At 71.4% G+C, this 22,732-nt stretch carries 19 protein-coding genes; 8 read left to right on the top strand and 11 right to left on the bottom strand.

The window, feature by feature from the left end:
* Positions 1-47: 47 nt before the first annotated feature.
* Both IGS69_RS34595 and IGS69_RS11290 read left to right on the top strand, forming a co-directional pair.
* Positions 48-467: a hypothetical protein gene (locus IGS69_RS34595; RefSeq protein WP_232543482.1), complete on the top strand. Its 420-nt coding sequence runs from the start codon at positions 48-50 to the stop codon at positions 465-467.
* Positions 464-2,656 (top strand): tetratricopeptide repeat protein, encoded by a 2,193-nt coding sequence (locus tag IGS69_RS11290; RefSeq protein ID WP_232543481.1) that lies wholly within the window; start codon positions 464-466, stop codon positions 2,654-2,656. Before IGS69_RS34595 ends, IGS69_RS11290 begins: the two co-directional genes overlap by 4 nt.
* Here IGS69_RS11290 and IGS69_RS11285 read toward each other — a convergent pair whose 3' ends face one another.
* The 7 genes from IGS69_RS11285 to IGS69_RS11255 all read right to left on the bottom strand — a co-directional run bounded on the left by IGS69_RS11285 (position 2,657) and on the right by IGS69_RS11255 (position 10,496).
* Positions 2,657-4,045 carry an amino acid permease gene (locus IGS69_RS11285; RefSeq protein WP_190898719.1) on the bottom strand — a complete coding sequence of 463 codons (1,389 nt, stop codon included), beginning with the start codon at positions 4,043-4,045 and terminating at the stop codon, positions 2,657-2,659. It abuts the gene before it with no gap.
* 120 nt (positions 4,046-4,165) lie between these two features.
* Positions 4,166-5,059 (bottom strand): TauD/TfdA dioxygenase family protein, encoded by an 894-nt coding sequence (locus IGS69_RS11280; protein ID WP_190898717.1) that lies wholly within the window; start codon positions 5,057-5,059, stop codon positions 4,166-4,168.
* Positions 5,060-5,086: 27 nt separating this feature from the next.
* Positions 5,087-6,430, bottom strand: coding sequence for an LLM class flavin-dependent oxidoreductase (locus IGS69_RS11275; RefSeq protein WP_190898715.1), 1,344 nt, complete (start codon positions 6,428-6,430; stop codon positions 5,087-5,089).
* Positions 6,427-7,161: an ABC transporter ATP-binding protein gene (locus IGS69_RS11270; protein WP_190898714.1), complete on the bottom strand. Its 735-nt coding sequence runs from the start codon at positions 7,159-7,161 to the stop codon at positions 6,427-6,429. The genes IGS69_RS11275 and IGS69_RS11270 overlap by 4 nt, the downstream gene beginning before the upstream one ends.
* Positions 7,137-8,009, bottom strand: coding sequence for an ABC transporter permease (locus tag IGS69_RS11265; RefSeq protein ID WP_190898712.1), 873 nt, complete (start codon positions 8,007-8,009; stop codon positions 7,137-7,139). The genes IGS69_RS11270 and IGS69_RS11265 overlap by 25 nt, the downstream gene beginning before the upstream one ends.
* The gene (locus IGS69_RS11260) at positions 8,006-9,064 is read right to left on the bottom strand and encodes an ABC transporter substrate-binding protein (protein WP_190898710.1); all 1,059 of its coding nucleotides are present in this window, start codon (positions 9,062-9,064) and stop codon (positions 8,006-8,008) included. The genes IGS69_RS11265 and IGS69_RS11260 overlap by 4 nt, the downstream gene beginning before the upstream one ends.
* Positions 9,065-9,296: 232 nt before the next feature.
* Positions 9,297-10,496, bottom strand: a complete 1,200-nt coding sequence (locus IGS69_RS11255) for an ROK family protein (protein ID WP_190898708.1) — start codon at positions 10,494-10,496, stop codon at positions 9,297-9,299.
* A 450-nt stretch (positions 10,497-10,946) separates the two neighbouring features.
* Between IGS69_RS11255 and IGS69_RS11250 the strand changes: the two genes are divergently transcribed.
* On the top strand, positions 10,947-11,567 hold the full coding sequence (locus tag IGS69_RS11250) for a biotin transporter BioY (protein WP_190898706.1): 621 nt from the start codon (positions 10,947-10,949) through the stop codon (positions 11,565-11,567).
* An 85-nt stretch (positions 11,568-11,652) separates the two neighbouring features.
* Here the strand turns inward: IGS69_RS11250 and IGS69_RS11245 are convergent, their stop codons facing one another.
* A complete protein-coding gene (locus tag IGS69_RS11245; RefSeq protein WP_190898704.1) occupies positions 11,653-12,378 on the bottom strand; it encodes a hypothetical protein in 726 nt (241 codons plus the stop codon).
* A gap of 242 nt (positions 12,379-12,620) precedes the next feature.
* Between IGS69_RS11245 and IGS69_RS11240 the strand changes: the two genes are divergently transcribed.
* Complete coding sequence (locus tag IGS69_RS11240) at positions 12,621-14,648, top strand: serine/threonine-protein kinase (protein ID WP_232543756.1); 2,028 nt, start codon at positions 12,621-12,623, stop codon at positions 14,646-14,648.
* Between the two features lie 94 nt (positions 14,649-14,742).
* On the opposite strand, the gene IGS69_RS11235 is transcribed toward IGS69_RS11240, so the two are convergent.
* Positions 14,743-16,233 carry an amino acid permease gene (locus IGS69_RS11235; protein WP_190898700.1) on the bottom strand — a complete coding sequence of 497 codons (1,491 nt, stop codon included), beginning with the start codon at positions 16,231-16,233 and terminating at the stop codon, positions 14,743-14,745.
* 279 nt (positions 16,234-16,512) lie between these two features.
* On the opposite strand from IGS69_RS11235, the gene IGS69_RS11230 reads away from it, so the two are divergent.
* Positions 16,513-16,998, top strand: a complete 486-nt coding sequence (locus IGS69_RS11230; protein WP_190898698.1) for a ribose-5-phosphate isomerase — start codon at positions 16,513-16,515, stop codon at positions 16,996-16,998.
* Positions 16,999-17,526: 528 nt separating this feature from the next.
* Positions 17,527-18,336, top strand: a complete 810-nt coding sequence (locus IGS69_RS11225; RefSeq protein WP_190898696.1) for an Fpg/Nei family DNA glycosylase — start codon at positions 17,527-17,529, stop codon at positions 18,334-18,336.
* 33 nt (positions 18,337-18,369) lie between these two features.
* On the opposite strand, the gene IGS69_RS11220 is transcribed toward IGS69_RS11225, so the two are convergent.
* Positions 18,370-19,620, bottom strand: a complete 1,251-nt coding sequence (locus IGS69_RS11220) for a GNAT family N-acetyltransferase (protein WP_190898694.1) — start codon at positions 19,618-19,620, stop codon at positions 18,370-18,372.
* 162 nt (positions 19,621-19,782) lie between these two features.
* On the opposite strand from IGS69_RS11220, the gene IGS69_RS11215 reads away from it, so the two are divergent.
* Both IGS69_RS11215 and IGS69_RS11210 read left to right on the top strand, forming a co-directional pair.
* Positions 19,783-20,961 (top strand): PP2C family protein-serine/threonine phosphatase, encoded by a 1,179-nt coding sequence (locus IGS69_RS11215; RefSeq protein ID WP_190898692.1) that lies wholly within the window; start codon positions 19,783-19,785, stop codon positions 20,959-20,961.
* A 179-nt stretch (positions 20,962-21,140) separates the two neighbouring features.
* The gene (locus IGS69_RS11210) at positions 21,141-21,578 is read left to right on the top strand and encodes an HD domain-containing protein (RefSeq protein ID WP_190904460.1); all 438 of its coding nucleotides are present in this window, start codon (positions 21,141-21,143) and stop codon (positions 21,576-21,578) included.
* A 15-nt stretch (positions 21,579-21,593) separates the two neighbouring features.
* On the opposite strand, the gene IGS69_RS11205 is transcribed toward IGS69_RS11210, so the two are convergent.
* Entirely contained in the window at positions 21,594-22,721 is a 1,128-nt protein-coding gene (locus IGS69_RS11205; protein WP_232543480.1) for an acyltransferase family protein, read from the bottom strand.
* Between the last annotated feature and the right edge of the window lie 11 nt (positions 22,722-22,732).

The raw sequence follows: 22,732 nt of genomic DNA, 5'->3' as shown, positions 1-22,732 counted from the left end.
GACCGAGGGCGACCTACTATCGGGTCTCGTAGGAAAGGGGGGCGGCCATGGGGCCCGAGATCGCCGAACTCGCCAGAACCGCGGGTACGACGATGGTGACGCTGATGGCCGGCCAGGCCTGGGAGTCGGCCCGCGAGGGAGTTCTCACCCTCTGGCGGCGCTTCCAGCCCGACCGGGCCGAGACCGTGGGCGGTGAACTCGAGGCCACTCGCGAGGACCTGCTGCTCGCCCGCGAGTCGGGAGACACCGACACCGAGGCCGAGCTCACCGCCGAATGGCAGGCGAGGCTGCGCCGCCTCCTGGTGGCCCGGCCCGAGGTGGCCGGCGAACTCCGCCGGATCCTCGCCGAGTTGAACCCCGAGCTCTCCCCGGCCCACACGACGGTGGAGGTCCGGCTGCGCGCCGAGGCCTCCGGCAGCGGCCGGGTCTACCAGGCCGGCCGCGACCAGCACATCACCGAACGATGAGCGAACTCGGCGCCCGGGCCTCGGGGCAGGGGCGGATCTTCCAGACGTCCGGTGATCAGTACATCGAGGAACATCATCATCACTACGGCGCCGGGGCGGGCGGACCGCTCTTCGGACGCCAAGTCGTGCCCTCGGCCGGGGCCGGGCAGGCCGCCCCGGACTCGGTGCGGATGCCCCTGGTCGGCCGGGCGCCAGGCATCCTCCGCGACCGGGAAGAACTCCGCGAGAAGCTCGGCGCGGCGGTTGCCGGAGCCGGCGGTGACGTCCACGTCGTGTACGGCATGGGCGGCTGCGGCAAGACCGCGCTGGCGTACTGGCTCTTCAACGAGGCGGTACGCGAGCACGGCCGTGTCGGCTTCTGGGTCAACGCCTCCGAGCTGATGTCGCTGCGCGCCGGGATGCTGGCGGTGGCCGGCGACCGTGGTGCGGAGGCCGGTGAGCTCGCAGCCGCCGCGGCGGGCCGGCGCGCTGCCGCCGACCTCGTCTGGCACTACCTCGACCACTCCGCCGACCCCTGGCTTCTCGTCCTGGACAACGCCGACGATCCGACGGTCCTGGAGAGCGGCGCGTGGCTCCGGACCAGCGGTCGCGGCACCGTACTGGTCACGACCCGCCATGCCACGTCGCCGCTGTGGCGGGGGCCGGGCGTGCACCGGCATGCCCTGGGCCTCCTGCCGCTGGAGGAGGCGGCCCAGGTGCTGTGCGACCTGGCGCCGGACGCGGGCGATGTGGAGTCGGCACGGAAGGTCGCCGAGCGCCTGGGCCGCCTGCCCCTCGCGCTCACACTCGCCGGGTCCCACCTTGCCCACCAACTTCTGGAGTCGTGGTCCATGGACGAGTACGACCGCAAGCTCGGCGAGGAGTCGACGGTGATCGTCGACCGGGGCGCGGCCGGGCGGGGCGGCAGCCAGTCCCGCCAACTGGTGGGCCGCACCTGGCAGTTGTCGCTGGACGCGCTGGCCGGACAGGGGCTTCCCGAGGCGACGACGCTCTTGCGGCTGCTGTCGTTCCTGGCGGCGGACCCCGTGCCGCTGAGCGTGCTGCTGCCGGTCGCCCGTGGGGAGGTGACCCTCGACGGACTGGAACCCGCCGTCGGGGCACAGCAGTTGGAACCAGCACTGAAAGGGCTGATCGACCATTCGCTGACCGAACTGGTCAACGTGGACGGGGCGCGCTGCGTACTGGCCCACGGAGTGCTGCTCGACAGCGTTGCCGCGGGAGTGCCGGACGACCGGCGGGCGGCCGTCGCGGAAGCGGCGGCTTCCCTCCTGGAGGCCGCCCTGCCCGAGGAGGGTGCCGACTCGCCCGAGAGCCGCAGCCGGCTCGCGCTGCTGGCCCCGCACGCGACGAGACTGCTCGCGGTGGCCGCGGACGAACGGACCGCAACCCTCGGGGTGCGGATCCTTCGGCAGGTCTACGACTCGGGGGACTACGCGGCGGCACTGGCGCTCGCGCCCACGGTCGTCGAAGCCGTGCGGGGCGTCCTCGGCGCTGAGCACAGGCTGGTTCTGAACGCCCAGCACCTTCAGGGCACGGCACTGTTCCGGATGGGACGGTTCGCCGAGGCCGAGGCGACACACCGCGAGGTACTGGAACGCCGGGAGACTCTGCTGGGTGCCGAGGACGTGGACACGCTCCACAGCTGTGCCGCGCTCTCCCAGGCGCTCGATCTGCTCGACCGGGACGAGGAGGCCGAAAGCTGGGGCAGGCGGGCGCTGGACGGCTACCGGCGGGTGCTCGGAGAGGAGAGCGCGGAGGCGCTGTTCATCTGGTGCGGGCTGATCGAGATCCTGCCCCAGCTCGGCAAGGAAAGGGAGTTCGAGGAGGAGGGCCCCGCGCTGGTCGAGGCTGCGGAGCGTGCCCTGGGCCCGGACCATCCCACGACGGTGCTGGCCCGGCACGACTACGCGGGCGGCCTGTTCATGTTCGGCCGCCATGAGGAGGCCGAACCCATGGCCCGCCAGGTGCTGGCGGACCGGAACCGGCTCCAGGGCCCGGACCATCCCCTCACCCTGTCGGCCACCTCCCTCACCGCCCGCGTCGCCCACGGCCTGGGCAGGACCGACGAGGCCATCGGGATCATGAAGGAGCTGTCCGAACACCGGGCGCGGGTGCTCGGCCACGAGCACCCGTTCGCCGCCGCTGACCGGGCCTGGGTCGCCGCCTGGCAGGCCGAGGCCCGGGGCTGATCAGCTCCGGACCCTGGCGCGTGCCTTCTGCCAGGCATAGCCCACGGCCGCCAGGACCAGGATCATCGCGCCCGTCGAGTACAGCTGCACCCGCGTGTCCGGCTCCCGGGCCATCAGGACGAAGACCGCGGCCATGCCGGCCAGGGCGACCCACGTCAGCCACGGGAACGCCCACATGCGCACGGCCAGCTTCTCGGGCGCCTCGCGCTCCAGGCGGCGGCGCAGGCGCAGCTGCGAGACGGCGATGAGGATCCAGACGACCAGGATGACCGCGCCGATCATGTTCAGCAGCCAGGCGAAGACGTCGTCGGGCCGCCAGTAGCTCAGCAGCACGCACAGGAACCCGAAGACGGAGGACGCCAGCACGGCGATCCGCGGCACCCCGCCCGAGACCCGGCCCAGCCCCTTGGGGCCCTGGCCGCGGTCGACGAGGGAGTAGGCGATGCGGGAGGCGCCGTAGATGTTGGCGTTCATCGCGGACAGCAGGGCGACCAGGACGACCACGTTCATCATCTGGCCGGCGCCCGGGATGCCGAGCTCGTCGAGGGCGGCGACGTACGGTCCCTTCTCCACGACCTCCTTGGAGTCCCACGGCACCAGCGTGACGATGACGGCCATCGAGCCGATGTAGAACAGCGCGATGCGCCACATCGCGGTGCGGACCGCGCTCGCGACGCCCTTGACGGGGTTCTCCGACTCGGCCGCCGCGATGGTGACCGTCTCCAGGCCGCCGTAGGCGAAGACCGACGCGAGCAGGCCGATGACCAGGCCCTCGCCGCCGTTCGGCATGAAGTCCGTGAGGTGGCTCGCGCCGGGGGAGTCCGTGCCGGGCAGGATCCCGAGGATCGCCAGGACGCCGAGCACCAGGAACAGGGTGATCGCGCCGACCTTCAGCGCCGCGAACCAGAACTCGAACTCGCCGAAGTTCTTCACGGCCGCGAGGTTCGTGCCGCAGAAGACGACCATGAACAGCGCGACCCACGCCCACTCCGGCGTGCCCGGCAGCCAGCCGCTGACGATCTTCGCTGCGCCGATGCCCTCCAGGCCGACGGCCGTGCAGAGCAGCACCCAGAAGGACCAGCCGGCGGTGAAGCCGGCCCAGGGGCCGATCGCCCGCTCCGCGTGCGCCGAGAACGACCCCGACGACGGATACGCGGCCGACATCTCGCCGAGCATCCGCATCACCAGCATCACGAGGACACCGGAGAGGGCGTAGGCGACCACGATGGACGGACCGGCCGCGGCGATACCGGCACCGGAGCCGACGAACAGACCGGCTCCGATCACCCCGCCGAGGGCGATCATCGACAGGTGGCGCTGCTTCAGGCCGTGGGACAGGGAGGTGCCGTCCGTACTGGGCGGAGTCCCCGTGGTGGTGCTGCTGGGCATGGGCGCGGCTCGTCCTATGCGTGAGAGACGTACGAGGCAAAAACGCCGCCAGTCTCGGATGCCTCTCCGCTCACACGGAGAGGCATCCCACCATCCGGACAGTCGCGTCGCTCTGTGTGGCTAGGCGGCGACCGGTGAGTAGTGCGAGGCGTCGCCCTCGATGACGTAGCTCTCCTTCCCCTCGACCCCCACGGGGATGTCCCCGGCCACGGTCACCCGGTGCAGGCGCCGGGGCCGCCCGTCGTAGTTGTCGACGGCGTAGTGCTGGGTGATGCGGTTGTCGAACAGGACGAGCTGGTTCGGCGACCAACGGTGGCGCAGGATGTTCTCCGGCCGGGTGACGTACGCCTGGAGCAGGTCGAGGATCTTGCGGGACTCGCCGGGCGAGAGCCCCACGATCCGCTGGGCGAAGCCGCCGATGAACAGCCCGCGCTCGCCGGTCAGCGGGTGGACGCGCACCACGGGGTGGACCGTGCGGTACTTGATCGAGGTGAACTGGGCGCGCCGGGCGGCCTGCTCCTCGTCGACGTCCTCCTCGGGGACGGCGTAGTCGTAGTCGTTGGTGTGCTCGGCCCACAGGGTGTCGGCGAGGCTCCGCAGCGACTCCGGCAGGTTGCGGTAGGCGGCGGCCGAGCTGGCGATCAGCGTCTCGCCGCCGTAGGGCGGCACGGTGACGCTGCGCAGACTGGTGGCCTGCGGCGGGTTCAGCACGAAGGTGACGTCGGTGTGCCAGTGGTTGGCGGCCCGTCCGCCCTCGCTGTCGACGGGCAGCACGTTCGGGGCGCCGTCGACGGCGGACACCGTCGGATGGGCGGTGGTGATGTCACCGAAGTGGCGGACGAAGGCCTGCTGGCCGGCGTCGTCCAGGCCTTCCGCGTCGAAGACCAGGGCCTTGTGGGCGTTGAGCGCCTCGCGCAGGGCGGCGGAGGTCTCCTGGCCGAGGGGCCGGGTGAGGTCGACGCCCTCGACACGGGCGCCGATGTTCGCGGTGACCTTGTGGATCTCGATGGTCATGACGGGTTCCTTCCGGACGGGGGTGGATCAGACGAGAGCCGGGGCGGCGACGTGCTGGTTGGCGGGGCGGGGGAGGCCGTAGCGCTCCCGCAGGGTGCGGCCGGCGTCGCCGTACCCGGTGCGCAGCAGCCCGCGGGCGCGCAGGATGGGGACGACGTGGTCGACGAAGGTCTCCAGGCCGGACGGCAGTACGGCGGGCATGATGTTGAAGCCGTCCGCGGCGCCCGACTCGAACCAGAGCTCGATGGTGTCGGCGACCTGCTCGGGCGTGCCGGCGAAGGTGAGGTGCCCGCGCCCGCCGCCCAGCCGCCCGATCAGCTGCCGGACGGTGAGCCGCTCGCGCCGGGCCAGCTCGACGATGAGCGTGTAGCGGCTCTTGGCGCCCTCGATGGCGCTCTCCGGCGGCAGGTCGGAGGGGAGCTGACCGTCCAGGTCGAGGGTGCCGGGCTCCAGGTGCAGCAGCCGCTCCAGATGGCGCACTCCGTGCGCGTGCACGATGTGGTCCTCCAGGACCCGCTCCTTCGCCAGCGCCTCGGCCTCCGTGGAGCCGATCACCGGGACGATGCCCGGCAGCACCTTGACGTGGTCGGCGTCCCGGCCGGCCGCGACCGTCCGGGCCTTGAGGTCGGCGTAGAAGGCCCGCGCGTCCTCGATGGTCTGCTGGGCGGTGAACACGGCCTCCGCGTAGCGCGCGGCGAACCGCTTGCCGTCCTCGGAGGAGCCGGCCTGCACGAGCAGCGGGTAACCCTGGGGCGAGCGGGGCACGTTGAGCGCCCCTTCCACGCTGAAGAAGCGCCCCTGGTGCCGGGGCGGGTGGATCTTCGCGTCGTCGCCCCACACCCCCGCCGCCTTGTCGGCGACGATCGCGTCGTCCTCCCAGCTGTCCCACAGCTTCAGCGCGACGTCGAGGAACTCGGCGGCCCGCGCGTACCGCTCGGCGTGTGCCGGTTCGGCGTCCAGACCGAAGTTCCGGGCGGCCTCGGCGCCGGCGGTGGTGACGATGTTCCAGCCCGCCCGGCCGCCGCTGAGGTGGTCCAGCGTGGCGAACTTGCGGGCCAGGTTGTACGGCGAGTTGTACGAGGTGGAGGCCGTGGCGATCAGGCCGATGTGCTCGGTCGCCGTCGCCAGCGCGGTCAGCAGCGTGATCGGCTCCAGCGCCCCGGCGGGCCGCTGGCCCACGCTGCTCCACAGCTGCGGGCCGTCGGCGAGGAACAGCGAGTCGAACGTGCCGCGCTCGGCGATCCGGGCGAGCCGTACGTAGTGGGCCAGGTCGACACTCGCGTACGGGTCGCTCTCCGGCAGCCGCCACGACGCCTCGTGGTGGCCGGTGTTCATCAGGAACGCGTTGAGGTGCAGCTGTCTGTGGGTCATCGATGGTCCTCCGTGACACCGAGCGCGGCCAGCAGCCGCTCCCGGTACTCGCCGAGCAGGGGGTCGCGGTACGACCGCGGGTGCGCGCGGTCGATGGTGAGGTCGAGGCCGATCCGGCCCTTCTCCAGGACGAGCACCCGGTCGGCGAGCACGATCGCCTCGTCCACGTCATGGGTGACCAGCAGCACCGACGGCCGGTGCCGCTCCCACAGCTCCCTCAGCAGACCGTGCATCCGGATCCGGGTGAGCGCGTCCAGCGCCCCGAACGGCTCGTCGGCCAGCAGCAGTTCCGGCTCGCGGACCAGGGACCGGGCCAGGGCGGCGCGCTGGGCCTCCCCGCCGGACAGCTCGCCGGGCCAGGCCCGCTCGCGGCCCTTCAGCCCCACCTCCTCCAGGGCCGCGCGGCCCCTGCGGCCGGCGTCCTTGCCCTCCGCGCCGAGCAGCACGTTGTCGAGGACCCGCCGCCAGGGCAGCAGCCGGGAGTCCTGGAAGACCACCGACACCCGCTCGGGCGCGGTCAGCTGCCCGGAGCCCGTGACGCCGTGGTCGAGTCCGGCGATCGCCCGCAGCAGGGTGCTCTTGCCGGAGCCGCTGTGCCCGAGGAGGGCCGTCAGCTGCCCGGCGGGCAGATCGAGGTCGATGCCGTCGAGGACCGTGCGTCCCTCGAACGACCGGGTCAGCCCGCGCAGTTGTACGGCGGGACGGGTCAGCTGCTCAGTGTGCGGCGCCATGACAGCACCCTCCGTTCGACGATACGGACCGCGCTGTCGGAGATGAGGCCGAAGATGCCGTAGACGACCAGGCCGACGAGGATGACGTCCGTCTGGCCGTAGTTCTGCGCCTGGAACATCATGTAGCCGAGGCCGCTGGTGGCGTTGATCTGCTCCAGCACCACCAGACCCAGCCAGGAGCCGGTGACCCCGAGCCGCAGGCCGACGAAGAAGCCGGGCAGAGCGCCGGGGATCACGACCTGCCGGATGAACCGGAGCTTCGACAGGCCCTGCACCTCGGCGAGTTCGACGAAGCGGCTGTCGATGCCGGACAGCGCGGCGTGCGTGTTGAGGTAGATCGGGATGTAGACGACGATCGCGATGATGGCGATCTTGAAGGTCTCGCCGATGCCCAGCCAGAGGATGAACAGCGGGATCAGACCCAGGGTGGGGATCGCCCGGTTGAGATTGACCGTCCCGTCGATCAGCGCTTCCCCGGTCCGGGTCAGCCCGGAGGCCAGCGCGAGCAGGACCCCCACGACCAGGCCGATCGAGAAGCCGGTGGCCGCGCGCTGGAGCGAGGTCAGGATGTCGTCCGGCAGCGTGCCGGCGCTCCACAGCCGGCTGCCCGTCTCCAGCACCGTCCAGGGAGCCGGGATCGCGCCCGGGTCGAGCAGCCCGGCGGCGGAGGCGGCGCTCCACAGCGCGAGGACCGCGGCCGGCCCCACGAGCCGGGTGGCGGGCAGCCGTTTGCCGGGAGCCAGCCGCCGGCGCCTGCGCACCTGGCGCGTCTCCTCCTCGGCGAGGGGAGCGAGCGGTGCGGACGGGCTCGTGCTCGTCGTGTGCGTGGTCGTGGTCACGGCGGTCACCTCCGGTACTCCGCGGGCACGGCCTTGGCCGCGAGGGACTCGAAGCGGTGGTCGAACAGCTCCGAGACGTCGAACTTCTTCACGAAACCGCCCTCCGCGAGGAGATCGGCGGTCTCCTGCTCCCAGGCGATCGCCTCGTCCCAGCGGGGCGGGAACAGCGGCTTGTTGGCCAGCGCGGTGACCCCCTTCGCCTGCGCGAGGGTCAGGTTCTGCGTCCCGACGTAGAACTGCTCGTTCCACTCGTCGGGGTGCTCGTACGTCCACACCTGGCTCTTCGCCCAGTACGGCACGTACGCGGCGACCGCGGCGGCCTTCGCCCGGTCGTTCAGCACCGACACCGGCGCCCACAGCAGGTTCAGCAGATCCACCACGTCCGTGGTGATGGTGCGGGCGGTCTTGTACTGCGTCAGGTACGCGGGCGCCTGGGTGTTGCCGAGCGGGGCGATGTCCACCTGCCCGGACTGCAGGGCGGTGAGGAACTGGTTGCTGGTCAGCGGCACCAGCTCCACCTCGTCGTACGTCAGCCCGGCCTTCTTCAGCGCCCGCAGCAGGACGACGCCCTGCGCCTGCCCCTGGGAGAAGGCGAGCCGCTTGCCGCGGAACTCGGAGACCCGGCGGATGTCGCTGCCGGGTTTGGTGGCGAAGAGGTAGTTGGGCTTGCGTGTGATGTTGAGCGCCACGATCTTCGCGTCGAAGCCCTGGTAGTGCGCCTGGATCGGCGGGATCCCGGCGTTGTTGGCCACCTCCAGGGACTTCGCGCGGAAGGCGTTGATGACATCGGGGCCCGCGCCGATGTTCAGCCAGTTGGACACCTTGAACGGCAGATCACGGAACCCGGCCAGCTTGAACTGGAGTTGCTGCGCGTTCTGGTACGAGGCGATCTTCAGGCTCGTCCCCGCGGGGACCTTGGAGGCCAGGGGAGCGTCGGAGGCCGCCTCGTCGGCCGCCACGCTGCTGTCGGCGCAGCCGCTCAGTCCGGCCGCCGCGGCCGTCACGCCGAGCAGAGAGGTCAGGAACAGGCGCCGGTCTGGACCGGAAACGGAGGACGAGGGCATGGCAGGGCTCCCTGGGTATGGAAGAAGGCACAGCGAGCGGAATTCCGGGCGGGAAAAGGCCCGCCAAGGGAATTCACGCGAATGTCACAAAGGAAGGAGAAGGCGCTCCGTGAAGGGGCGCCGGGGGCGCGTCAACGGGTCAGCAACAGAGAGTGCGACAGCTCGTGAGCGGGTTCATGAACAGGATGTTCCTGGTCGGCGGCCCGGCCTGTCAACATTCCGAGTTTCTGAATTAAATCGCCTCAGGTGACGCGGCCAGCGGATCCCGGTAGAGGACGTCGAGCGCCACCGAACCACCGGCCACCGCCAGCACGGAATCCGGGAAACTGATCGGCGATACGGTCGCGGCGCGCTCCGCACCGACCTCTTCCCGCAGCGCCGTCAGGCAGTCCTCCCGGTACATGGCCCCGATCTCCGTCACGACCACCTGTTCCGGGTTGAGCACATCGAGCAGCAACCCCACCGCACGGCCCACCCGCCGCGACCGCTCCCGCAGCAGCCGCACCGCGACCGGGTCACCGGCCGCCGCGGCACCGACCACGTGCATCGGGTTCACCCCGTCGACGATGCCCGCCGCACGGGCCCGCCGGCACAGGGTGCGCTCGCTCAGCTCGACCTGGAGGCAGCCCACCCGGCCGCAGTCGCAGGGCTCCGTGCCGCCCGGCACCGGCAGATGGGCGATCGCCCCCGCCTGGGAGCGCGGCCCGTGGTGCACCTCGTCATGGGTGGTGAACGCCGCGTCGACCACATTGCCCGCGAACAGATGCAGCACACTGCCGCTGCCCCGCGCGCGCCCGAACAGCCGCTCCGCGTTCACCAACGCCCGCGCGTGCCCGTCCACATGGACCGGCAGGCCGGTGCGCGCCCCGAGCAGCTCCCGCACCGGCACCTCACGCCAGCCCAGCAGCGGATGCTCCACGACGGTGCCCGAGTCCCGGTCCACCCAGCCGCCCGCCGCGAACCCGACCCCCAGCGCCCTGCTGCCGGGCACACCGGCGAGCAGCGCCGCCAGCGCGTCGGCCGCCCGGGCCAGCACCCGGGCGGGGTCGGTGCCCTCGTGCTTGAACTCGCCGCGGGCCACCACCCGTCCGCGCAGGTCCAGCAGCGCGACCGTGGTGTACGGCACCGCCACATGCACCCCGCCCACCACGAACCGGGTGTCGTCCAGGTCGACCGGCAGATGCGGCCGCCCCACGCCCTTGGACCGCCGCAGCACGGCGGACTCGCGGATGAGGCCCAACTCGCTGAAGCGGGCGCAGTAGTCGGTCACCGACGCCGGCGACAGGCCGGTCAGCCGGGCGATGGTGCTGCGCGCGACCGGCCCGTGCTCCAGCACGGACCGCAGGACGACGCTCGCGCTGGTGCGGCGCCGGTCGCTGTCGGCGACACGGGGGATGGGGGACGTCAGAAGGGGAGCCGCGGTACGGGGCATGGGAATCTTCCTGGAGGCCGGTCCGACACTGCGCCGTCTCGATCGGCGGGCCGGATCCCTCCGCCCCGCCTCACCGAAGGCGGCGACAGGTGGCCGTGCCCTGGCGTCGCAGGTCGACATAGCGACGCGACGAGAAGTACCGGGCCTGGGCAACCATGTTCGCGACGCTAGCAAAACGGCCCCGCACTGCCCAGACGGCGACCGACGGGCGAGACGGCCGCCCCGGCGCCTTTGGGGGAAACCTACAGAGGCCCGGTTTCCCGCTCCCGTGTCGCATGGCACCTCATCACCGTGACGGGCATCACGCCTGACTCGCTGTAACCCGCATCCTTTGTTCGAAGCCGACCAATGGCCGGTCCCGGCCTTTGTGGACGGCTGACGGTGATCGCGACGAGGGCACTGGGATAGCGTCACGGTGTCCCGACCGGCCCTCACCCTCGCGGAGTCCCCATGAGCACCGCTGCCGCCACACCGTCCCGCACCGGACAGGTCCTCGCCGACCTGCTCCCCTCCCCCAAGCTCTCGGCGGCGCTCGAGCAGGGCGGTGCCCCCACCCGAGTGCGGGACGCGGCCCTCGTGCTCGGCGGCGCCGCGCTCACCGGCCTCGCCGCCCAGATCTCCGTGCCCGTGCCGGGCTCCCCGGTGCCGGTGACCGGCCAGACCTTCGCCGCGCTGCTCGTCGGCACGTCCCTCGGCGCCGGCCGCGGCTTCCTGGCGCTCGCGCTGTACGCCGTGGCGGGCATCGCGGGCGTGCCGTGGTTCGCGCAGGGCACCTCGGGCGTCGCCCCCTCCTTCGGTTACATCCTCGGCATGATCCTCGCCTCCACCGTCGTCGGCGCCCTGGCCCGCCGCGGCGCCGACCGCTCGGTGCTGCGCACGGCCGGCACCATGCTGGTCGGCGAGGCGATCATCTACGCCGTCGGCGTGCCCTACCTGGCCCTCGCCACCGGCATGTCCGCCACCGCGGCGATCGCGGCCGGCCTCACGCCGTTCCTCATCGGCGACGCGGTGAAGGCCGCGCTGGCCATGGGCGCCCTGCCGACGGCCTGGAAGTTCGCGAACAAGCGCTGACACCGCAGGCGTTGCCGTCAGGCCCGCCGGGGGCGAACCGCCCCCGGCGGGCCTCCTTGCGTAAGGGACGCGACAGGAGGCCGATTCAGCTCTCCCGAACCCCCGGCCGCCGCCGCTGCGACCACCACATTCCGGCCACGCCCGCCGCGAGCAGCGACGCACCGGCCGCGCCCAACGGCAGCAGATCACGGGCCGGACCGGTCTTCGGCAGTTCCTTCCCACCCGGGCCCGCCGGCTCGTTGTCGGTACCGAGCAGCAGGGGTGTGGCCGGGGCGTCCGGCGACGGGTTGCTCGTGCCGAACGGCACCGGCCCCTGCTGCCAGAAGGTCTTCTTGCCGTCGCTCGTCTGCACGGGCAGACAGATCTTCCCGGTCTTGCCGAGGTCGAACGTCGCGTCGACGGCGTACGACTTCGACTTACCCGCCGCGAGATTGTCGATCGGGCAGGCGAATCCGCTGTTCGAGCCCTCCGGAAGTCCGTTCTCGGGTATCGCCGAACACCCTTCGACTCCCTTGACGACCATCCCGTCGAAACCGACGACCAACAGCCTGATCTTCCCGCTGTCCTTGCTCCCCTCGTTCTTCACCGTGGCGGTAATCGCCGTCTTTTCGGAATCGTTGTCGACCGAGATCTTCCCGGGCAGCGTCGTGGTGAGCTTCACCCCGGCCGGTGCCGCGTCAACCGCCTTTCCCCCCTTGCCGCTTGCGGGCCCTTCGTCCTCCGCCCCGGCCGGGCCGGAAAGGATCAAGACCGCCGAGAAAGATGCCATGACCAGCGATCCGGCGACCACTGGCGTACGACGAGAACTCATGTTCGTCCCCCCTTGCGTCCCCCTGGGCTGCGCCTGAATTCGCAGCACTGAAAGAGGTACCACAAGATTTCACCGCACTATCCTGGTACGGCGCGAAGTGTGACCGTTGTGTTTCACTGGAGACGGTCGCGGCGTCGTGGAGGGGGTGCAGCGGATTGCCGGGGAATACGAACAGTGGCGGTGTTCCAGGGATATTGGTGACGGGACGCTATCGGTTGGTCGAAAGTATCGGCCAGGGGGGAATGGGGCGGGTGTGGCGAGCCGCCGACGAAATACTCGACCGGCAGGTCGCCGTCAAGGAAATGCGGATCGACGGTCTCGACGCGGAGGACAGCAGGACCCGCCGCGAACGGACCCTGCGCGAGGCCAGGGCCACGGCCCGGATCGACCACCCCAACGTCGTCCGGGTCTACGACGTGGTCGACGAAGGCGAACGCCTGTGGATCGTCATCGAGTTGGTGGCGGGCCGCTCCCTCGAACGGATCCTCGCGGAGTCGGGCCCGCTGAGCCCCGGCGAGACGGCCCGCATCGGACTCGGTCTGGTCGCCGCGCTACGACAGGTGCATGAACGCGGCGTACTGCACCGCGACATCAAGCCCGGAAACGTGCTCGTGGAACACGCGGACGGCATGGCCGGATCCCTACGCGGCAACGGCAACGGTTCCGGCCACGGGCGGCGCGTCGTCCTCACCGACTTCGGCATCGCCGCGATCCAGGACGCCAAGGCGCTCACAATGGTCGGCATGCTGGTCGGCTCGCCCGACTACATGGCCCCCGAGCGCATCTCCGGCCGCCCCCAGGGCCCGCCGTCCGACATCTGGTCCCTCGGCGCGACCCTCTGCGCTGCCCTGGGCGGCCGCTCCCCGTTCGCCCGCGACACCACGCTGGCGACCCTGCACGCGGTCCTGTACGAGGAGCCCGAACTCCCCGCCGCGTCGGGCCCGTTGCGGGACATCCTGACGTCCCTGCTGGCAAAGGAGCCGTCGGCTCGCCCGGACCTGGAGGCGCTGGAAACGGCGCTGGAGCCGGTGGCGTATCCGGCACCGACACCCACGGTCGCGGTGGGGCTGGGGGATGCGGAACCGGGGCGGGGGGAGGAGCGGGAGGAGGAGCCGGGACCGGAGTTCGTGCCGGACGGCGAGTGCGGCCCGCGCTTGGAGCCCGCGCCCGCCCTCGACCTGCCGGAGACCCGCGGAGGGCGACAGCCGCTCCCGGAGCCGGAATCCCGGTCGCGGGCGTCCGTCTCCGCACCCCCGCAGGAGTCACCCCTCCCCGCACCCCTCCCGGCTCCCCTCCCCACGGCGCCTCGCGACCCTCGCAGGCCCGCCCCTGCCCCGGCCCCGGACCCACACCACCCCGTCACCCACACACCCGCGACACCCGTCACATCCACCACACCCGCCGCACCCCTCGAACCCACCGCACCCGGGGAAGCCACCCCGAAAACCCCGAAAGTCCAGCCGGTGGCGGCCCGTTCCGGAAGCCGGGCCGGCGGCACCACCCACCCCCCGAGCCCCGTCTCCCTCACCCGCGCCCAGGCGGAGACCGAGCACCGCCCCCACCCCGCACCCCTGCCGATGCCCCCCGGCGAACTCCCCGGGCCACCCGCCCCGGCCGCACCCCGACCACCCCGCCCCCGTCGCCGTACGGTGCTCACCGCCGCTGCGGCCACCCTCGCCACGGCCGGAACGGTCGTGGGAATCCTGCTGGCCACGACATCGGGCTCGCCGGGCGGGAACGACACTCCGCGCGCGGGTTCCTCGGCGTCCGCGCCGGCCACCACCGCAGACTCCACGGGGGGCACCACCCCCGGGCCGACCGTCGAGGGCACCGCCAGGCCGCGGACGCTGCCGCCCGGCACGCACCGGGAGGCGGGCGGGTTCGCCTGGGCGACGCCCGACGGCTGGCGGCGGGACGTGAAGACGGGGGCGGAGGTGCACTACACCTCCCCGGACGGCTCCCAGGAGCTGGTCGGCAAGTCCTCCCTGGCCCGCGGCGACCTGCTGGAGACCTGGCAGACCTCCGAGCGCAACGCCCACCAGGGCCAGGACTACCGCAAGATCCGTCTGGAGGAGACGACGTTCCGCGGCCACCCGGCGGTGGTCTGGGAGTACACGTTCACGCTGAAGGGCGTCCACTGGCACGCCCGGCTGCTCGGCTTCAACGTGGCCGGCAAGTCGTACCAGGTCAACACGTGGTACGAGGAGGAGATCGAGCAGGAGGCGCTCGCCACCTACGAGAAGGTCAAGGACAGTTTCACGGTCCTGTAGGCAGCTCGGCAGGGAACGGAAAAGGGGCCTGTGGTGCGTGCCGATGCACGCACCACAGGCCCCCGTTCACCACGAACGGCGAGCGGCCGGAGGATCAGCCCGCCGACACCTCGCTGCGCTCCTCATCCTTGACCTGCGCGGCGTCCGCGGCCGGACGCCGGCCACGGATCCCGTTCTTCACGAAGGCGATGACGAGCACCACGGCGGCGACGAGCAGCGACAGCAGGATGGTCTGACGCCCGTCGTGCTCGGTGTCGGTGAGCATGTAGCCGAGGATGAAGACGATCAGCGCGGCGGTCGCCCAGGTCAGGTACGGGTACAGCCACATCTTCACGACGAGCTTCTCGGGCGACTCGGCCTTGATGATCTTCCGCATGCGCAGCTGGGAGAAGCAGATCACCAGCCACACGAACAGGGCGACCGCGCCGCTGGAGTTCACGAGGAAGAGGAAGACGGAGTCCGGGAACTTGTAGTTGAAGAAGACGGCCACGAAACCGAAGGCGACGGAGGCGAGGATCGCCGTGCGCGGCACGCCGTTGGAGGTCGTGCGGGCGAAGGCCTTCGGCGCGTCGCCGCGCTGGCCGAGGGAGAAGGCCATGCGGGAGGCGGTGTAGAGGCCGGAGTTGAGACAGGACAGCACCGAGGTCAGCACGATGAAGTTCATGATCTGACCGGCGTGCGCGATGCCGAGGGAGTCGAGCGCGGCGACGTAGGAGCCGTCCTTGGCGATGGACTTGCTGTCCCAGGGGAGCAGGGACACGACGACGGCGATCGAGCCGAGGTAGAAGACGGCGACACGCCAGATGATGCTGTTGGTGGCCTTGGTGACGGCCTGCCGCGGGTTCTCCGACTCACCTGCGGCCAGGGTGGCGATCTCGCTGCCCATGAAGGAGAAGACGACGAGCAGCACACCGGTGAGGATGGCGCCGGCCCCGTTGGGCAGGAAGCCGCCGTGCGCGGTGAGGTTGCTCAGTCCGGCCTGCTCGCTGTCCACACCCGGCAGAAGCCCGAAGACGGCCAGCCCGCCGATGATGATGAACGCGGCGATGGCGACGACCTTGATACCCGCGAACCAGAACTCGAACTCGCCGTAGGAGCCGACGGAGACCAGGTTGGTGGCCGTCAGCACCAGCATCACGATCAGGGCCCAGCCCCACTGCGGCACGGCCGGTATCCAGCCCTCAAGGATCACGGCGCCGGCGGTCGCCTCGACCGCGAGCACGACGACCCAGAAGAACCAGTACAGCCAGCCGATGGAGAAACCGGCCCAGGACCCCAGGGCCCGGTCGGCGTGCGCGGAGAAGGAACCCGAGGTCGGGTTCGCGGCCGACATCTCGCCGAGCATCCGCATCACCAGCACCACGAGCGTGCCGACGAGGGCGTACGACAGCAGGATGCCGGGCCCGGCGGTGGCGATACCGGAGCTGGACCCGACGAAGAGTCCGGCTCCGATGACACCGCCGATGGCGATCATGGAGAGATGCCGGTTCTTGAGCCCGGCCTGCAGTCCGGATCCCTCGGCTCCGGGTTCTCCGGGCCCTCCGGGTTCGTTTCCGGTCTTGTTCATGGTCGGCTGCGAGGTCATGGAACGGATTTCCTTTGCGCCGGGGAGTTGTACTTCCGTACGGAACCGCGCGAGCCGCACGAACGGGGTGTTTCGCGGCATGACGGGGTACGGGGGGCTCGTACGAGCGGTGTACGAGCCGGTCCAGTGAAACGGAGGCGAATGAATAGGAGAACCTTTGAATCCAGATTGTTACTTGAGGTTTTCCTGAGGTTCAGTAATGCGGCTCACATTCGCCCAGGGTTTTCATGAGCGCCACCCCGCGCGCCTTCCCCGAAGCACCCGTGTCACACTCGTCCCATGCGCGTGTACCTCGGCTCGGACCATGCGGGCTACGAACTCAAGAATTACCTCGTCGAGTGGCTGACGGCGGCGGGTCACGACCCCGTCGACTGCGGCCCGCACATCTACGACGCCCAGGACGACTACCCGCCCTTCTGCCTCCGGGCGGCGGAGCGCACGGCCGCGGACCCCGAGGCCCTCGGCGTCGTCATCGGCGGCTCGGGCAACGGCGAGCAGATCGCCGCGAACAAGGTCAAGGGCGTCCGTGCGGCCCTCGCGTGGAGCGAGGAGACGGCGTCCCTGGGCCGCCAGCACAACAACGCGAACGTCGTCGCGGTGGGCGCGCGCATGCACTCGCAGGACGAGGCGACGAAGTTCGTGGAGACGTTCCTCGCGACGCCGTTCTCCGGTGACGAACGTCACATCCGTCGGATCGACATGCTGTCGGCCTACGAAAAGACCGGCGACCTGCCCCCCATCCCGCCCCACCACCCGCAGCAGTAGCCCTCCGGGCGACCGGGCCGCCGCGCGCTTCCCAGGGGGCCGGGTGGCCCGCCCCCGTGTGGGCGCCGGCCACCCGAGCCTTGCCCCCGGACGCGGCACGCAGGCAGGGGCCGCCCGGTCGGCCAGCAGGCGCCGGCGGCCCCGCCGCCGAGCCTGCCTCGGAACGCAGTCCCCCAGCAGGGGACCCGCCTTGTGCCGTCTGTGGAGGCCGTGGGGACGGGCCCCGTGAGGGGTCGGGAGGAGGCTCTGCGGGGGCTCGGGCAAAGCCCAGCGAGGCGGAGGAAGCCCTGCGGGGGTCCGGTAGGAAGCCTTGCCGGGATCGAGGGCGCAGCCCCCAGAGGGGTGCAGGGGACGCAGTCCCCGCCGGGGCCCGGGGCGGAGCCCCGGATCCTTTCGGCCTCAGCTTCTTGAACAACCGAGTCGGGTGGGCGGGCGGGCAAGGCCCCGAGCCAACCCCACCCCGGCCTCCTGAACAACCGACCAGCCCAGGCACGTGGGCAAGCAGGGCAACGATCACAGGGAGAACCCGTGCCGGAAGGCCACACCATCCACCGCCTCGCCCAGGACTACGCCGCCGCCTTCCTCGGCACGAAACCCCGCACCACCAGCCCCCAGGGCAAGTTCACCCCCGCCGCCGCCCTCCTCACCGGCACGGAACTCACCCACACCGAAGCCCACGGCAAGCACCTCTTCCTCGGCTTCCGCGACACCGACTGGATCCACATCCACCTCGGCCTCTTCGGCAAGGTCACCTTCGGTCCGGCCCCCGAACCGCCCCCCACCGACACCGTCCGCCTCCGCGTCGCGAACGACACCACCTACGTGGACCTCCGCGGCCCCACCACCTGCGCCCTCATCACACCCCCGGAGAAGCAGGCGATACACGACCGCCTCGGCCCCGACCCCCTCCGCGACGACGCCGACCCGGACACCGCGTACCGCCGCATCACCCGCAGCCGTACGACGATCGCAGCCCTCCTCATGGACCAGAAGGTCATCGCCGGCGTCGGAAACGTCTACCGCGCGGAGGTCCTCTTCCGGCACCGCATCGACCCGTACCGCGCCGGCAAGGACATCACCCCCACCGAGTGGCACGCGATCTGGACCGACCTCGTCGACCTCATGCACGAGGGCGTCCGCAACAACCGCATCGACACCGTCCGCCCGGAGCACACCCCGGAGGCGATGGGCCGCCCGCCCCGCGTGGACGACCACGGCGGTGAGGTGTACGTCTACCGCAGGGCCAACCTGCCCTGCCACATCTGCGGCGGCGAGATCCGCACCGCCGACCTCGCCGCCCGCAACCTCTTCTGGTGCCCGGCCTGCCAACGCCCCTGAAAAGCCCGGGCGCTCCTCAACAACCCCGGGGCGTCAGAACCCGTGCGGCAGCCACGGCGGCACCCCCACCCCGAACCCGAGCGACGCCTCCGCCAGCGCCCCCGGCCGAAGCTCCCGCACCCGCCCGGCCGCCCCCAGCGAGGCCAGCGACACACCCCCGAGATACGCGGCACCCAACTCCCGTACCGACAGGGCGACATCCGCCGCATCCGCCGTACGCTCGCAGGACGCGCCCTTCGCGTCCCCGCTCAACCGCCAACGCCCGGCGTTCCAGGGGCAGAACGCGTCCTCCACCTCGAACACCACATCCACCGGCGTCTGATAGGTCCGCGCCGCCAGCGCCGCCCCCACCTCCACCGGCCGCACGTACAGCGAGTCCCGCACCCGCGGATGGCACCGCCGCGGGTCGGTCACCAGGTACTGCCACGCGTCGTCCACCGGACGCCCCCGCACGGTCACCTTCGACGTCAGGTCGATCCCGAACAGGAACCGCCACAACGCCGCGTCCGCCGCGGGCTCAAGACCCGCCAACTCCTCCACGATCACCGTGCCGTTGGACCCGGACAGCTCCCACTCGGGCTTGACGCGATACCGCGCGTACCCCACCGTCTCCCCGTCCCGCTCGGCGAGCACGCACTGCAGGGGCGACGCCCCCTCCCGGTCGCTCTCCGGATCGAGCACCCCGAGCCGCTCCCAGCCGGGCTGCCGGGCCAGCATCCCGGGCCGTACCGGAACCAGCCGGGCGTACACCGCCTCACACACGTCGAGCACATCGGCCGGCACCGCGTACCGCACCCGTACGTCATCCGTACCGTCCGGCACCGACAGCCCGACCCGGGTCGTGTCGATCTCGGCGGTCAGCGACACGGCCGCGTTGCCGTACCCGAAGCGCCCGTAGATCGCGGGCTCGGACGCGGTGAGCACGGCCAGCGGCTCACCCCAGGCGCGTACGTCGTCCAGCTGCCGCCGCATCATCGACGTCAGCAGGCCGCGCCGGCGATGCGTGGCGGCCACGCTGACCATCGTGACGCCCGCCACCGGCAGGGACGCGCCGCCGGGCACGGTCAGCCGGAAGCTGAACGCCCCGGCCGTCCCCACGCACTCGTCCCCGTCCCAGACACCCAGCGAACGGTCGAACTCGGTCAGCGAGTTCCACAACTCCCGCTCCTCGGCGGACTCGGGCACCCCTCCGAAGCCCCGGATCAGGGTGTCGTACCACTTGTCCCAATCATCCTTCTGAAGCACTCGCAAGTCGGGCAAAAGACCGTTCGCGTCGGTTCCCATGAGCCATGCCTACCAGGGCAATGCGGGACGAGCGAGGGAATTTCTCCCGGGTGGCGGCAGGGCCGCGCGCTGTGAAGTTCACTGTGATGTCGGCCCTCGGACGGGGGACAAGTGGGACCTCCCGTGCCAAGCGGCTGGTCCGATGGATAGGGTCCCGAACTAATGGCATCAGGACGAGAGCGGCGCGCGGAAGCCGAGACGTTCACGGCCCGGTTGAAGAAGCAGTGGCACCGGGCCCGCGTCGGCGTGCGCCGCGCCGCCGTGGACTACTTCCGCGGCAACGGCTCGGACTGGATCGCCCTGGGCGGTCTGCTCCTGACGGTTCCCGTGATCGCGTCGGCGACACTGGCGAACTCGGTGTGGTTCTCACCGGCCGCACTGGTCCTGCCCGTCGTCGTGGGCGGCCTGCTGCTGCGCCCGGCCAGCCTGCTCGGCCTGTACGCGGCGGCGGCCACGGCGCTCATCGTGGAGTCGGTGCAGCTCGGCCCGTACACGGAGGGCCCGTCGAGGGTCACCCCCGGCGTCGTGCTCGTGGTCGCGGCCTGCGGCTTCTTCGGACTGCTCCTGGCCCAGTTCCGCAGCCGGGTCGGTGTGCCCTGGAGGCGCGGCGGCACCATGCTGTTCGACCTGCGCGAACGCATCCGGGTGCAGAGCGAGCTGCCCGACCTGCCGGACGGCTGGCACCGCGAGATGGCGCTGCGCCCGGCGGGCGGCCAGTCCTTCTCGGGCGACTTCGTGGTCGCGGCGCGCACCAACGGCGGCCGTACGCTCGAGGTCGTCCTCACCGACGTCTCCGGCAAGGGCATGGACGCGGGCTCCCGCGCCCTGCTGCTGTCCGGCGCGTTCGGCGGTCTGCTCGGCTCCCTCCCGCCGCACGCCTTCCTCCCGGCCGCCAACGGCTACCTCCTGCGCCAGGACTGGGACGAGGGCTTCGCCACCTCCATCCACCTGGTCCTCGACCTGGACTCCGGCGACTACGAGCTCTACTCCGCGGGCCACCCGCCGGGCCTCCAGCTCAGCGCCGGCAGCGGCCGCTGGGAGGAGAAGACCGCCGAGGGGCCCCTGCTCGGGGTGTACGACGGCGCCCAGTTCGACCCGGTGAAGGGCTCACTGCGGCCCGGGGACGTGCTGATGCTGTTCACGGACGGCCTGGTGGAGACCTCCGACCGTGACATCGTCGAGGGCATCGACCGCCTCACCGGCGAGGCCGACCGCTACGTGGCCGGCGGCTTCCACGGCGCCGCCTGGCACCTCATCGAGGCCGTGGCCAAGGACGTCAACGACGACCGGGCCCTGCTGCTGATCTGCCGAGAGGGCCCGACGGCCAACGCGACCCGCTGAGGTGGGCTTTCCGCACGTGGGTTCGGCGGCCGTCCTCCTGGCCAGGCCACGGCTCGCCCGCCGCCGCGATCCTCGTCGTCGTCGTCCTCGTCCTCCGTCCTCGGCACGGCCGCGGCCACCCTGCCGGCCCGGGCGGCGCCGTGCGGGGAGACACTGGAGCGGTGACCGAGACATCCCGGATGACCCTGGCCCAGGTCGAAGCCACCGCCCGCGCCGCTCACACCGGCCAGACCGACAAGGCGGGACGGCCCTACGCCGAACACCTCAGTGCCGTGGCGGAGGGCGTACGGGCGCGGGGCGGCGACGAGGAGCAGATCGCGGCGGCCTGGCTGCACGACGCGGTCGAGGACGACGCCCTCTCCGCGCAGTGGCTGCGCGGGGCCGGCTTGAGCAGCCGTACCAAGGACATCGTGCTCGCGGTCACCAAACGGGCCGGGGAGCCGCCGGAGGCGTACGCCGCGCGGATCCTCGCCACGCCCGGCGCGCTGCTGGTGAAGGAGTCGGACCTGGCGCACAACGCGGACCCGGCCCGGCTCGCGGTCCTCGACGAGGCGACCCGGAAACGACTGACCGAGAAGTACGCACGGATGCGCGCGCTTCTCGGTCTCGTCGGATGAATCCCGCTCGGAGGGTCAGGCGTTGACCTTCTCGCGTTCACGCTCACTTTCGCGTGCGCGGCGCTCGGCGTTCTGGCGTTCGCGGGCCAGCTCGGCCGCGTCCCGCTTGAAGGCCCAGGCCATCTTCGGCTCCATCGCGAACCGGAAGACGCGCTGCACCGGCTTGGTGCACAGCACCGTCACCACGGCGGCCGCGAGGGCGGTCACGGCGATCTCACCGGCCGGGTGGTGCAGCCAGGACGCCTCGAACCAGCCGCGGTAGTCGCCGGCCTTCACCAGGAAGCCGTGCAGCAGGTAGCCGTAGAGCGTGCCGGCGCCGAGGGCGGTGAACCACATGTGGCGGCGCGGCACCCAGGCGAAGAAGCAGGCGGTCAGCACCAGGGAGCAGCCGAACATGGCGAGCACCATGACCGGGCCGGTCCACCACGGGGCGCCCAGCTCCTGCGCGGAGTCCCGGTGGTAGAACCACGCGGTGTTCATGCGCGGCACCGCCCACCAGCTGAAGGCCAGGGCGACGGCGAACACGGGCACCGAGGCGATCCGCACCGCATTGGTGCGCACCATGTGGAAGTGCTCGGGCTTCATGACCAGGCCGAGCACGAAGAACGGCAGGAACTGCAGGACGCGCTGCAGGTCCAGGTCGTCGCCGATCTCCGGGGTGACGGTCGCCAGCATGGCGAGCCCCAGCGCGAGCGGCAGCGGCCGGCGCACCAGGTTCCAGATGGGGGTGGTCAGCCGCCAGACGAACAGCGCGACCAGGAACCAGGTCAGGTACCAGGGGTCGAGGAGGCTGATCTCCTGGTGCGGGTCGTTGTCGATGACCCGCTTGAACAGGGGATAGGCCGTCTCGAAGATGATGTACGGCACGGCGACGCCGGTGATCAGTCGCTTCAGCCGGTCGGGCCGCATGTCGAAACTGCGGGAGAAGTAGCCGGAGATGATGATGAACGCCGGCATGTGGAACGCGTAGACGAGCTGGTACGCCGCCTCGAGTATCCGGCTGTCGCTCTTGAGCGGCTCCCAGGCGTGGCCCATGGCCACCAGCACGATCGCGAGGTACTTCGCGTTGTCGAAGAACGCGTCGCGCTGCTTGCCGTTCTGCTTCTTCTTCTGCGTGCTCTGCGGCGAGCGCGGGCTCGGCACTCCGTCCGCCG

The organism is Streptomyces tuirus, assembly GCF_014701095.1.
Lineage (GTDB): Bacteria > Actinomycetota > Actinomycetes > Streptomycetales > Streptomycetaceae > Streptomyces > Streptomyces tuirus.
The sequence above is the reverse complement of the archived record's forward strand: the minus strand, read 5'-3'. Positions and strand labels throughout refer to the sequence as shown.